Origin of the sequence: Streptomyces flavovariabilis (assembly GCF_000725785.1) — a bacterium.
In the GTDB taxonomy this organism is placed as follows: Bacteria; Actinomycetota; Actinomycetes; order Streptomycetales; family Streptomycetaceae; genus Streptomyces; species Streptomyces hawaiiensis.
In genome coordinates, this window is record NZ_JNXD01000004.1 from 220,016 (window position 1) to 232,326 (window position 12,311).

A 12,311-nucleotide genomic window follows, 5' to 3' on the forward strand; every position below is an offset into this window, starting at 1 on the left:
GCCCCTCATGCGTCCGCCTCCAGGAGTCCGCCGAGTGTCCGGTCGACCGAGCCCGTGCTCGGCACCGCCGGCGCCTTCGGCACCTCGGGCAAGGAGTCGAAGAGCTTGTCCAGCTCCTCGCAGTCGGGGTTCTCGCCGCCCTCGTCGCCGGTCGTCCTCAGCAGGGAGCACAACAGGTCGGCCGGGTCCTGCGACTGCTGCGCGTTGTTGCGGGTGTCGAGGGTGCCGGCGGACGGGTTGTAGGCGTTCTGCAGGTTGCCCAGTCCGGTGGGGGCCGCCTCCAGCAGTTCCTTCAGCGCGGCCCGTTGGGTGACCAGCACCTTGGTGACCTTGCTGAGGCCCTTGACGTCCGAGGCCAGGGTCTTCTTGTTCTTCTTCACGAAGTCGGCCACGTCACCGAGCGCCGCCGCCAGGTACTTCAGCGCCGCCGCCAGGTCCTTGCGCTCCCCGGCCAGCTGACCGGCCACCTTGGCGAGGCTGCCGTTGAACGACCGCACGCTCTTGTCGTCGGCCGCCAGCGCGGCGGTGAAGACCTGGAGGTTGCGCACGGTGCCGAACAGGTCGCCGCGGCCGTCGGACAGGGTGGCGACCGCCTTGGAGAGGTCCTCTACCGTCCGGTTCAGGTTCTTGCCCTGCCCTTCGAGGTTGTCCGCGCTCACGCCCAGCAGGCGCGCCAGGGAGCCGTCCTGGTTCGCGCCCTTCGGGCCGAGCGCCTCGGACGTGGTGTGCAGACTGTCGAAGACCCGGTCCAGTTCGACCGGTACGGCGGTCCGCGACTCGGGGATGACGTCGCCGTCCCGCAGCACCGGGCCCTTGCGGTAGACCGGCAGCAGCTGCACGTAACGGTCGCTGACCACCGAGGAGTTGATGATCGCGGCCTGCGCTCCGGCGGGGACCTCGCGGCCCTCGTCGTACTCCAGCTCGACCCGCACCCGGCCGCCCTCCGGCGTGATCTTCCTGACCTCGCCGATCCGGACGCCGAGCACCCGGACGTCCGAGCCGGGGTAGATGCCGACGGTGCGCGGGAAGTACGCCGTGACGCGGACGGACCCGGAGCGGGGCCACAGGGCGACGGTGAGCGCGGCGGCGACCGCGAGCGCGGTGAGCAGGGCGAGAGCCTTCAGGCGCTTGTTCATGGCGTGCCTCCCGTCCGCGGGGCCACCGGAGCGGCCACCAGGTTCTGGACGTAGGCGTCGAACCAGCGGCCGTTGCCCAGGGTGTTGGTGAAGACCCGCACGTACGGGGCGAGCAGTGCGACGCTGCGGTCGAGGCTCGCCTGGTTGCGTTCGAGCATCCTGACGAAGGTGTTCAGTCCCTTGAGCGCGGGCCCGATCTCCTCGCGGTTGTCCTCGACCAGGCCGGAGAGCTGGATGCCGAGCGCGGCGGAGCTCTTGAGCAGCTTGTGGATCGCCGTGCGCCGCTTGCTGATCTCCTTGAACAGCTTGTCGCCGTCCTCGACCAGCGCGGAGAAGTCCTCGGTGCGGTCGGACAGCACGCCGGTGACCCCGTTCGCGTGGTCGAGGAGCCCGCGCAGCGCCTTGTCGCGTGAGGCCACCGTGCGGGAGATCCTCGACAGCCCCTTGATGGAGGCGCGTACCTCCTCGGGCGAGTCCTGGAAGGTGGTGGAGATGGTGTCCAGCGCCTTCGCCAGCTTTTGCGTGTCGACCTCCTCGGTCGTCGTCGTCAGATCGCTGAACGCCTGCACGACGTCGTACGCCGAGACCGTCCGCTTCAGCGGGATCTCGCTGCCCGGCTCCAGCCGGCCGGGCCCCTTCGGGTGCAGGGCGAGGTACTTCGCGCCGAGGATCGTCTTCACCCGGATCGAGGCGCCGGTCTCGGTGCCGAACTCCGGATCGTCCTTGACCTTGAAGGTCACCTCGACGTGGCCGCCGGCCAGGTCGACCTCCTCGACCTTGCCGACCTTGACCCCGGCGATCCGCACCTCGTCGCCCGGCTTCAGCCCGCCGGCCTCCGAGAAGGCCGCGCTGTACGTCTCGCCGCCGCCGATCAGCGGCAGGCTGTCGGCGTTGAACGCGGCGGCCGTCAGCAGGGCCAGGGTGGTCAGGCCGACGGCGCCGATCACCACCGGGTTGCGGTCGCGGAACGGCTTCGTGCGCGGGCGGCGCAGCCGGACGCGCGGCAGCCGCGGCAGCTTCGGCGGCAGGATCCGCACCTTCACCAGCGGCTCGGGGCGACGGCGGCGCCGCCGTATGACGCGCGGGCTCATCCGCCGCACCTCGCCCGCGCCACGTGCATCTCGGGAGTGAGCACCTGCTTCGTCTTCGGCAGCACGATCCGGCCGTCGAAGTCGCAGAGGTAGAAGTTGAACCACGAGCCGTAGGACGCCGTCCCCGTCAGCTCGTTCAGCTTGTTCGGCAGCCGCTTCAGCACGCCCTCCACGGTCTTCTCGTTCTTGTTCAGCGTTCCGGTGAGATCGGTCAGCCCGGCGATGTCGTCCTTCAGGGCCGGGCGGGCGTCCTCCAGCAGCCCCGAGGTGGCCGCGGTGAGATTGCCGATGCTCACCAGCGACGACCCGATGGGCTTGCGGTCGGCGGACAGCCCGGAGATCACCCGCCGCAGCTGCTTCAGCAGCCCGGAGAAGCGGGCACCGCGCTTGTCGAGCGTGGCCAGCACGGTGTTGAGGTTGTCGATCACGGAGCCGATCAGCTTGTCGCGGCCCGCGAGCGTCGTGGTGAGCGACGCGGTGTGCGCGAGCAGGCTGTTGACGGTGCCGCCCTCCCCCTGGAGGGTCTTGATGATCTCGGTGGCGAGCTGGTTGACGTCCTGCGGGCTGAGCGCGGCGAACAGCGGCTTGAAGCCGTTCAGCAGCGCGTTCAGGTCCAGCGCCGGCTGCGTCCGCGACAGCGGGATCGTGCCGCCCGGCCGCAGCCGGGTGTCGGTGCCGACGCCCTCGGTCAGCGCGATGTACCGCTGCCCGACCAGGTTCCGGTAGCGGACCACCGCGTGCGTGCTGGTGAGCAGCGGGCGTTCCGAGGCCACCGTGAAGCTGATTTCCGCCAGCGTCCGGTCCTTGATCCGGATGCCCTCGACCTCGCCGACCCGCACCCCGGCCACCCGGATGTCGTCTCCCTCCTCCAGGCCCGTCACATCGCTGAACACCGCGCGGTAGGTGTGCTTGTCGGCGAGGGAGACATTGACGATGGTCGCGGCGAGCAGGGCCGTCGCCGTGATCGTGACCAGCGCGAACAGGCTGAACTTGATCAGCGGCGCGGCTGTGCTGCGTGCTCCGGTCGCCCTCATGCGATGCTCACCGCCGTCCCGCGGGCCAGCGGTCCGAACAGCAGGGTCGTGACGGGCGGCACCTCGTCGGCGGGCACGCCCAGGACGGGGGCCACGAGCGAGCCGACGGCCCGCTGCTCGGCCTCGGTGGCGGACACGTGCGTACCTCCGGGCAGGGCGTCGTCCGAACCGCCGGACGACGTACCGTCGTTGAGTTTGGGTTTCGGGCCGGGCACCGGCGGACCGGGCAGCCCCCGGCAGTCCGGTCCGGACCGCTCGCCGTAGCGCGGCTCCTCGCCGGGCTCGTACGCGCGCTGGGCCCGCACCACTTCGAGGGTGATCCGCATCCTGCCGCCCCGGAACGCCTCCTCGGAGGCCTCCTCCTGCCGCACCAGGCCGTCCAGCAGGCACGGGTACTCGGGGGAGTAGCGGGCGAAGAGCGCCAGCGTGGGGCGGGAGACCCGGCCCAGCGTGATCAGCCGGCCGCCGTTCTCGGACAGGAAGTCCTCCGTGGTGCCCGCCATGGTCGCGGTCGTGCGCAGGGCGGCGGCCAGCCGGTCCTTCTTCTCGACGAGAGTGCGGCTGGTGGTGACCGTGTTGCGCAGGATCCTCATCAGGTCGGGCGCGGCATCCCCGTACACCTCGGCGACGTCGGCGAAGCGCGCGATGTCCTCCTTCAGGGACGGCAGGTGCGGGTTGAGGCGCCGCAGATAGTCCTCGACGCGGGTCAGGTTGTCGCCGATCCGGTCGCCCCGGCCCTCCAACGCGGTGGCGAACGCCGAGAGCGTCGAGTTGAGTTCACCCGGCTCGACGGTCCGCAGCAGGGGCAGCAGGTCGTTCATCAGCTGTTGCACCTCCATGCCCACCCTGGTGCGGTCCTGGGTGATGACGTCCCCGGCGCGGAGGGACCGGGCGGCCGAGGAGCCGCGCGGTGCCACCAGGTCGACGTACTTCTCGCCGAACAGCGTCTTGGGCAGCAGCCGCGCGTGCACGTCCGACGGGATGGACGCGACGTGCTCCGGCTTGAGCGCGAGGTCGAGCGTGGCCTTCTCGCCGTCCGCGCGCACCGAGCGCACCTCGCCGACCAGCAGCCCGCGCAGCTTGACGTCGGCCCGCGGATCGAGCTGGTTGCCCAGGCTGCCGGCCTCCAGCGTGACGTGCACGACGGGGGTGAACGCCTGCTGGTAGACGGCCACGGCGAGGGACAGCAGCAGGGCGAGCACGGTGAGGAAGGCGATGCCGTACAACCGCAGCCTGAGCACTCTCATCCGGTTCATGTGACTCACCCCGCGATCCGTACGGTCGTGCTGGCGCCCCAGATGGCGAGGCTCAGGAAGAAGTCCAGGACGTTGATGGCGACGATCGAGGTGCGCACCGCGCGGCCCACCGCGACGCCGACGCCCGCCGGTCCGCCGCTCGCGTAGTAGCCGTAGTAGCAGTGCACCAGGATGATCAGGACGGCGAAGACGATCACCTTCCCGAAGGACCAGAGCACGTCGACCGGCGGCAGGTACTGCTGGAAGTAGTGGTCGTAGGTGCCGGCCGACTGCCCGTAGTAGCCGGTGGTGATGGTGCGGGCGGCCAGGTACGAGGACAGCAGCCCGACCACGTACAGCGGGATCACGGCGACGAACCCGGCGATCATCCGCGTGGTCACGAGGAACGGCAGCGAGGGGACGCCCATGACCTCCAGGGCGTCGGTCTCCTCGCTGATCCGCATCGCGCCGAGCTGGGCGGTGAAGCCGGCGCCCACCGTCGCGGACAGGGCGAGGCCGGCCACCAGCGGGGCGATCTCCCGGGTGTTGAAGTACGCCGACAGGAACGCCACGAAGTTGGAGGTGCCGAGCTGGTTGAGGGCCGCGTAGCCCTGGAGGCCGACCTCGGTGCCGGTGAAGAACGACAGGAAGGCGATCACGCCGACCGTGCCGCCGACGACGGCCAGCGCGCCACGGCCGAAGGTCACCTCGGCGAGCAGACGCAGGACCTCCTTCTTGTAGCGGCGCAGGGTACGGCCGGTCCAGGCCAGGGAGCGGCCGTAGAAGGAGAGTTGGGTGCCCAGCTCTTCGAGAGAGCGCAGGGGGCGGTCGAGGAGTCTCATCGGCTAACCCCTCTGTGGGACGACCTGGAAGTACACCGCGGTCATCACGAAGTTCGTCACGAACAGCAACATGAAGGTGATCACCACCGACTGGTTCACCGCGTCTCCCACGCCCTTCGGCCCGCCCTTGGCGGTCAGCCCCTTGTACGAGGCGACGATCGCGGCGATCGCCCCGAACACCAGCGCCTTCAGCTCGGCCGCCCACAGGTCGGAGAGCTGGGCGAGGGTGGTGAAGGACGCCAGGTACGCGCCGGGCGTGCCGTTCTGGAGGACCACGTTGAAGAAGTAGCCGCCCGCGACGCCGACCACCGACACCAGGCCGTTGAGCAGCAGGGCGACCACCATCGACGCCAGCACCCGCGGGACGACGAGGCGGTGGATCGGGTCGATGCCCAGCACCTGCATCGCGTCGATCTCCTCGCGGATCTTGCGCGCCCCCAGATCCGCGCAGATGGCGGTGCCGCCGGCGCCCGCGATCAGCAGCGCGGTGACGATCGGGGAGGCCTCCCGCAGGACCGCGAGCACCGACGCGGCACCGGCGAACGACTGGGCGCCGAGCTGCCGGGTCAGGCTGCCGATCTGCAGCGCGATGACCGCCCCGAAGGGGATGGACACGAGCGCGGTGGGAAGGATCGTGACGCTCGCGATGAACCACGCCTGCTGGATGAACTCCCGCACCTGAAAAGGGCGACGGGGCATCGTGCGCAGGACGTCCAGCGCCATCGCGAACAGGCTGCCCGAGTGCCGCAGCGCCCCGGTGGGCGACAGGCTCATGCGTCCGCCACCTCCTTGCGGCGGTGCGGCTCGGCCTCACGTCCGGCTATCGCCTCCCAGCGGGGCGGGCGGGCGATGCCCGGTCCCGGCAGCAGGCGGGGAGTCAGGTCCCGGCCGCCGGGAGTCTCCGTGCCCGCGCCGGCGCCGAGCTGTGCGAGCTCCTGCTCGACCTGGGCGGCGTCCTTCTCCTCGGCCATGCCGATCGGCCCCTGCATCCGGCCGTTCAGAAACTGCCGTACGACCGGCTCGTCGCTGGTCAGCAGCTTCTCCCGGGGGCCGAACATGACCAGCTCGCGCCGGAACAGCAGCCCGATGTTGTCGGGCACCTGGCGGGCCGAGGCGATGTCGTGCGTGACGATCAGGAAGGTCGCGTCGATCTGCGCGTTGAGGTCGACGATCAGCTGGTTGAGATAGGCCACGCGCACCGGGTCGAGGCCCGAGTCCGGCTCGTCGAAGAGGATGACCTCCGGGTCGAGCACCAGGGCGCGGGCCAGCCCTGCCCGTTTGCGCATGCCGCCGGAGATCTCGCCGGGCAGCTTCTCCTCGGCGCCGATCAGGCCGACCATGTCCATCTTCTCGAGGACGATCCGCCTGATCTCGCTCTCGGGCTTGCGGGTGTGCTCGCGCAGCGGGAAGGCGATGTTGTCGTAGAGGTTCATCGAGCCGAACAGCGCGCCGTCCTGGAACAGCACCCCGAACAGCTTCCGCACCTCGTACAGGTCGTGCTCGCGGAGTTTGGTGATGTCCCGGCCCTGGATCGTGATCGAGCCGCGCTCCGGCTTCAGCAGGCCGACGAGCGTCTTGAGGAACACCGACTTGCCCGTGCCCGAGGGGCCGAGCATGACCGAGACCTCCCCGGCGGGCAGCGTCAGCGAGACGTCCTGCCAGATGACCTGGTGGCCGAAGGACTTGGTCAGCCCTTCCACGCAGATCTCGACACCCATCCGGTTCACCCTTCAGCCGTGGAGCAGCTCCGACATCTGCTCTACGGGGAGGGGCGGGGCGTCCGTCGCGACCGGGGCGGATTTTTTTCGAACGGGTTTCGCGGGTCGGGTGGCGGGCCGCTCCACGGGCGGCCCGACGTGCGGTTCTACGGGAGCGTGGGCGCTGTGAGGGCGGTGTTCGGTACGGCGGAGGTGTCCGGAACGGAGGGGGTCGCCGGGGTCGGCAGGACGACCGACGGGACGGCGGACCCGACCGGAACGTCCGGCGCGTCCGGAACATCGGGCACGTCCGGGAGGCCCGGCGTTTCGGTCACGCCGGAGAGCTCGGGCAGCTCCGGCACCTTCGGCACGTCCGGGACCTGCGGAACCTGTGGGACCTCGGGGGCCGACAGCGCCGGAAGCGGGGGCACCGAAGCCTCCGGCAGGGACGGCACGGACAGCGGCAGCAGCGGACCCTCGGCGGGAGACCCCGCCGCCCGGCCACCGGGCACCGCCGGCGCGGACGACGACCCGGGCGATCCGGGAGTGCCCACCCGGCCGTCACCGTCGGGCCGGAGCGCCTCCGGGGGCCCCGACACGGAGGGCTTCGACGCGGGACCGCCCCCGCTGCCGCCCCCGTCGAGCGCGTACGGCAGGACGAACCCCGCCACCGCCAGGGTCGCGGCCGTGGAGGCCACGGCCACCGCGTGCGCCTTGCCGCCCCCGCGCGGCCGCCCGCGCCCGATCAGGAACAGCACGACCCCCAGCGTCCCGGCCAGCGAGGCGCGCAGCGTGCGCCGGGCCCGGGCCAGCAACGACTCGACGGTCCGGTAGCTCAGGCCCATCCGCACGGCGACCTGGCCGACGTCCAGGTCCTCGGACTTCAGCCGGAGCGCCTCCGCCTGGCGGGCGGGCAGGTCCCCGCTGCGCACCGCCAGCCACCTGGCCTCGGCCCGGTCGCACACGACCTCGTCGACGGGCACCGGACCCGGCGCGACGAGCGTGGGGCTGGTGCGCACCTCGGCCTCACGGTTGACCTGGCGGTACCGGTCGACGCACAGCCTCATGGTCACGGTGGTCAGCCAGGCGCCGAGGCGCTCGTCGTCGAGGTCCGGGCGCTCCGCGGCGCGCAGCATCGCCTCGTGCACGGCGTCCTCGGCGTCCTCCAGGCTCATCGACCGCCGTCGGGCCACCTTGAGCAACTGCTCGCGGTGGCTCCACATGCGCTGCCAACGGTCGTGGGCCTCCTGTGTCCGAGCAGCCATGGCCGCCTCTGCCTCAGCAGGCATGTCCGTCGCCATGAGGGCCCCTCCACGCTCACCCGCCGGTTCCTGTGCCGTCCGGCGGCTGGCGACATTACCCCCCGGTAGCCGTGGTTGTGGAGGGGGCGGTTCCCATTGTGTCCTCACCGTTGCTGGTCAGCGGACCGTCACCGGGCAGCACCCCGCCCTCGGGCAGCCGCACCTCCGGGTCGGGCACGGGGAGCAGCGGCTCCTCCAACTCCCCGGCTCCGCCTGCCGGACGGGACGGCGCGGGGGAGGGTGAGGCGGGCCGCGCGGCGGGCGTACGGGAGGGGGTCGCACTCGGGCGGCCGGAGGGTTGCGGCGCGGCGGGCTTCTGCGTGCCCGGGCGCGACGGCTCCGGTCGGCCGGGGGCTTCGGCGCGGCCGTCCGGCACCACCCGGTGCCCTTCCACGAAGTGCGCGTACCAGGCCCTGACCGTGCGCAGGTACGCCCGCGAGTGGTTGTAGCCGAGGATCGCCCGGTCCAGGTCGGCCGGGTCGGACAGGTTCCGGCCGCCCGCACACAGATAGCGGCCCGCGGCGAGCGCGGCGTCGAAGACGTTGTTCGGGTCGGCCCGGCCGTCGCCATTGCCGTCGGCGCCCCAGCGGGCCCAGGTGGACGGGATGAACTGCATCGGGCCCACCGCGCGGTCGTAGGCCGTGTCCCCGTCGTACACCCCGTGGTCGGTGTCGCGGATGACGGCGAAGGGGCCGCCGTTCAGCCGGGGGCCGAGGATCGGCGTGACGGTCGTGCCGTCCGCCGTCACCCGGCCGCCGCGCGCCTGCCCGGACTCCACCTGCCCGATCGCGGCCGTCAGCTGCCACCGCAGTCCGCAGCCGGGCGTGGTGCGGGCCAGATCCCGCTCGGCGTGCCGGTAGGCGGCGAACACGCTCGCCGGCAGCGCACCGCCGCCCGTCACCGGCCCGGTGCCCTTCTTCGGCTTCCCCGTCCGCAGCGGCGGCAGCTCGGTCCGGTAGGGGGTGTCGCCGGACACGCTCGGCCCGCGCTCGGCGGGTGTCGCCTGACGCGCGGGCTCCGCCGCCCGGGCCGGGAGCGCCCCCGACGCCTGGGACGCCGTCAGCGCGGCCATGGCCGCCGCCGCGATCGCCGTACCTCCGGCACCCCTGAGAACGGCTCTCCTGAATGTGCGCACCTCGCGTTCCCCTCCCTGTGTGGATTCGTCCTCTGCTCTACGCGGCGGGGCGGCACGTCCGTCGCACGGAACGGGGCCCGCTGAGCAGGCGAGGTCCGCAACCGTGTCCGTTAAGGTCTCCCCAAGCGGCCGGGGCGGTCCGGTCCCGATCGCGGACCTGGCGGCACGCGCGGGTCGGAGCAGATGCATGGGGGCACAGTGCGACTGAAGGTGGAGTTCACGACCGAGCCCTTCGACCTCGACGAGGCGCCCGCGCACGCGCTGGTGGCCCGGGAGGTCATCGAGGCCGCCGAGCTGGACGCCGTGGACGTCGGCCCGTTCGGCAACACCGCGGAGGGTGGTGCCGACGCGGTGCTCACCGCCGTGGACGCCCTGCTGCGCAAAACCCTGGAGGCCGGTGCCACCCGGGTCTCGCTCCAGGTCAACGTGGTCGAGGAGGGCGAGGCGTGAGCGGCGCGGGGGACGAGCCGTTCATCGCGGCGGTGAAACCCCTGGTCGACGCCATGGGCGGCGAGATGATCCCACCCGACGAGGCCGGCCCCGACGACGTCGTCCTGGCCTGGGAGGGCAAGGACGCCGTCGCCGTACGGCTGCCGCAGCTCGCCGACTCCCTCGATCACATCCTGGCCGCCATGGAGCGCCGCAAGGGCATGCCGCTGGCCGACCTGGACCGCAGGGCCAAGCAGGAGGTCGTACGGATACTCGAGGCGCGCGGCGCCTTCTCCGTACGGCACGGCGTGGAGACCGTGGCGAGCGCCCTCGGCGTCAGCCGCTTCACCGTCTACAACTACCTCAACCGCGAGAAGGGGGCCTGACCGGTCCGGCACCGCACCGGTTCGGTTTCGCGCCACCGAATTTTCAACAAACTGTTGACGTGCTGTCGCGGGAGGGCGTTAGCTATCGGCACGCCCGTTCAGCACGAAGGCCGCATCCGGCCACGGAGGCTCCCGTGACTTCCACTTCCACGCCGCCGGGCCTGGCCCGGTTCAACGCGCTCGAGGAGCACGCGGCGTTCACCGCGCTCCACGAGGCGTGCGCCGCCACGGCGTGGGCGAAGCGTCTGCTGGCCGCCCGCCCCTACGCCACCCGCGAGGACCTGTACGCCGCGAGCGACGCCGCCATGGCGGAGCTGACGGCGGCGGACCTCGACGAGGCGATGGCCGGCCACCCGCCCATCGGCCGCCCCAAGCCCGGCGACCCCACCTCGGCCCGGGAACAGCGCGGCATGGCCGGCGCCTCCGACGCACTCAAGGCGGAGATGCTGGAGCTGAACCTCGCCTACCAGGAGAGGTTCGGCCATGTCTTCCTGATCTGCGCCACCGGCCGGACCGGCGAGCAGATGCGCGACGCGGTCAGGGAACGGATCGGCAACACGCCGGAGCGGGAGCGGGAGATCGTCCGCACCGAACTGGGGAAGATCAACCGCATCCGCCTGGCCCGACTCGTCGAAGAGGACTGACAGCAGCATGAGCACCTCCGCCACCGCATCCGTGTCCACGCACATCCTGGACACCAGTGTCGGCCGCCCCGCCGAGGGCGTCGCCGTCCACCTCTCCGCCCGCTCGGGCCGCGAGGCGGACTGGCAGAGGCTCGGCGGCTCCGCGACCGACGCGGACGGGCGGTGCAAGGACCTGCCGGCGCTGCCGGCGGCCACCACCCACGTACGGCTCGACTTCGCGGTCGAACCGTACTTCGAGAAGAAGCAAGCCGATGCGCAGCAGGACGCCCCCGCGAATCGGGACAGCGGTGCGTTCTTCCCAGAGGTAGCGATCACCTTCGCCGTGAAGCCCGGTGAGCACTACCACGTACCGCTGCTGCTCAACCCGTTCGGCTACTCCGTATACCGAGGGAGCTAGCAGACACATGCCCACGATCCTGGGACAGAACCAGTACGGCAAGGCCGAGAACCGAGTCGTCAAGATCACGCGGGACGGCGCCACCCACCACATCAAGGACCTGAACGTATCCGTGGCGCTGAGCGGCGACATGGACGAGGTCCACTACTCCGGCTCGAACGCCAACGTCCTGCCGACCGACACCACCAAGAACACGGTGTACGCGTTCGCCAAGGAGCACGGCATCGAGTCCGCCGAGCAGTTCGGCATCCACCTCGCCCGGCACTTCGTCACCAGCCAGGCGCCGATCCACCGGGCCCGGATCCGCATCGAGGAGTACGCCTGGGAGCGGATCGAGGCCTCCGACGTCAACTCGCAGTTCATCGGCGCCGACGAGGTCAAGCACTCCTTCGTCCGCAAGGGCCAGGAGACCCGGCTGACCCAGATCACCTACGACGGTTCGTCGTGGGAGGTCGTCTCGGGGCTGAAGGACCTCGTCGTGATGAACTCGACCAACTCCGAGTTCTGGGGCTACGTCAAGGACAAGTACACGACGCTGAAGGAGGCCTACGACCGCATCCTGGCCACCGAGGTCTCCGGCCGCTGGCGCTTCAACTGGACCGACGACGAGCAGCGCATGCCGAACTGGGAGAAGTCCTACGAGCAGGTGAAGAAGCACATGCTCCAGGCCTTCGCCGAGACGTACTCGCTCTCCCTTCAGCAGACCCTGTACCAAATGGGTTCACGGATCATCAACCACCGCAGCGAGATCGACGAGGTCCGCTTCTCCCTCCCGAACAAGCACCACTTCCTGGTCGACCTCGAACCGTTCGGACTGAAGAACGACAACGAGGTGTACTACGCCGCCGACCGCCCCTACGGCCTGATCGAGGCGACGATCCTGCGGGACGGCTGTGAGCCGCGGATCCCCGAGGACCTCACCAACCTCTGACGTTCCCTCTTTCGGCACCCGTGGCCGGGGAACCCTCCTCCCGGCCACGGCAC

14 protein-coding genes are annotated in these 12,311 nt (G+C 71.1%); 5 read left to right on the top strand and 9 right to left on the bottom strand.

Annotated elements, in window-relative coordinates:
* Nucleotides 1-5 precede the first annotated feature (5 nt).
* From IO24_RS0110170 to IO24_RS0110210, 9 genes are all read right to left on the bottom strand, one after another.
* Nucleotides 6-1,136: an MCE family protein gene (locus tag IO24_RS0110170; RefSeq protein WP_031134173.1), complete on the bottom strand. Its 1,131-nt coding sequence runs from the start codon at nucleotides 1,134-1,136 to the stop codon at nucleotides 6-8.
* Entirely contained in the window at nucleotides 1,133-2,227 is a 1,095-nt protein-coding gene (locus IO24_RS0110175; RefSeq protein ID WP_078899298.1) for an MCE family protein, read from the bottom strand. The genes IO24_RS0110170 and IO24_RS0110175 overlap by 4 nt, the downstream gene beginning before the upstream one ends.
* On the bottom strand, nucleotides 2,224-3,261 hold the full coding sequence (locus tag IO24_RS0110180) for an MCE family protein (protein WP_031134177.1): 1,038 nt from the start codon (nucleotides 3,259-3,261) through the stop codon (nucleotides 2,224-2,226). Before IO24_RS0110180 ends, IO24_RS0110175 begins: the two co-directional genes overlap by 4 nt.
* Nucleotides 3,258-4,508 carry an MCE family protein gene (locus IO24_RS0110185; protein WP_037667677.1) on the bottom strand — a complete coding sequence of 417 codons (1,251 nt, stop codon included), beginning with the start codon at nucleotides 4,506-4,508 and terminating at the stop codon, nucleotides 3,258-3,260. The genes IO24_RS0110180 and IO24_RS0110185 overlap by 4 nt, the downstream gene beginning before the upstream one ends.
* 14 nt (nucleotides 4,509-4,522) lie before the next feature.
* Nucleotides 4,523-5,338, bottom strand: coding sequence for an MlaE family ABC transporter permease (locus IO24_RS0110190; protein WP_031107739.1), 816 nt, complete (start codon nucleotides 5,336-5,338; stop codon nucleotides 4,523-4,525).
* A gap of 3 nt (nucleotides 5,339-5,341) precedes the next feature.
* Entirely contained in the window at nucleotides 5,342-6,112 is a 771-nt protein-coding gene (locus IO24_RS0110195; RefSeq protein WP_031134180.1) for an MlaE family ABC transporter permease, read from the bottom strand.
* Nucleotides 6,109-7,056: an ABC transporter ATP-binding protein gene (locus IO24_RS0110200; protein ID WP_031134182.1), complete on the bottom strand. Its 948-nt coding sequence runs from the start codon at nucleotides 7,054-7,056 to the stop codon at nucleotides 6,109-6,111. Before IO24_RS0110200 ends, IO24_RS0110195 begins: the two co-directional genes overlap by 4 nt.
* A 146-nt stretch (nucleotides 7,057-7,202) precedes the next feature.
* Nucleotides 7,203-8,300: a sigma-70 family RNA polymerase sigma factor gene (locus IO24_RS0110205; protein ID WP_244310211.1), complete on the bottom strand. Its 1,098-nt coding sequence runs from the start codon at nucleotides 8,298-8,300 to the stop codon at nucleotides 7,203-7,205.
* A 91-nt stretch (nucleotides 8,301-8,391) separates the two neighbouring features.
* Nucleotides 8,392-9,408 carry a lytic transglycosylase domain-containing protein gene (locus tag IO24_RS0110210; protein WP_037667679.1) on the bottom strand — a complete coding sequence of 339 codons (1,017 nt, stop codon included), beginning with the start codon at nucleotides 9,406-9,408 and terminating at the stop codon, nucleotides 8,392-8,394.
* Nucleotides 9,409-9,669: 261 nt separating this feature from the next.
* Here IO24_RS0110210 and IO24_RS0110215 point away from each other — a divergent pair, with 261 nt between their 5' ends.
* From IO24_RS0110215 to pucL, 5 genes are all read left to right on the top strand, one after another.
* The gene (locus tag IO24_RS0110215; RefSeq protein WP_031134188.1) at nucleotides 9,670-9,921 is read left to right on the top strand and encodes a YkoF family thiamine-binding protein; all 252 of its coding nucleotides are present in this window, start codon (nucleotides 9,670-9,672) and stop codon (nucleotides 9,919-9,921) included.
* Nucleotides 9,918-10,286 carry a helix-turn-helix domain-containing protein gene (locus tag IO24_RS0110220; protein WP_031134190.1) on the top strand — a complete coding sequence of 123 codons (369 nt, stop codon included), beginning with the start codon at nucleotides 9,918-9,920 and terminating at the stop codon, nucleotides 10,284-10,286. Before IO24_RS0110215 ends, IO24_RS0110220 begins: the two co-directional genes overlap by 4 nt.
* 134 nt (nucleotides 10,287-10,420) lie before the next feature.
* Nucleotides 10,421-10,930 carry a 2-oxo-4-hydroxy-4-carboxy-5-ureidoimidazoline decarboxylase gene (uraD, locus tag IO24_RS0110225; protein WP_031134192.1) on the top strand — a complete coding sequence of 170 codons (510 nt, stop codon included), beginning with the start codon at nucleotides 10,421-10,423 and terminating at the stop codon, nucleotides 10,928-10,930.
* Nucleotides 10,931-10,937: 7 nt separating this feature from the next.
* Nucleotides 10,938-11,327 (top strand): hydroxyisourate hydrolase, encoded by a 390-nt coding sequence (uraH, locus tag IO24_RS0110230; protein WP_031134194.1) that lies wholly within the window; start codon nucleotides 10,938-10,940, stop codon nucleotides 11,325-11,327.
* 7 nt (nucleotides 11,328-11,334) lie between these two features.
* Nucleotides 11,335-12,258: a factor-independent urate hydroxylase gene (gene pucL, locus IO24_RS0110235; protein ID WP_031134196.1), complete on the top strand. Its 924-nt coding sequence runs from the start codon at nucleotides 11,335-11,337 to the stop codon at nucleotides 12,256-12,258.
* The last annotated feature ends 53 nt before the right edge of the window (nucleotides 12,259-12,311 follow it).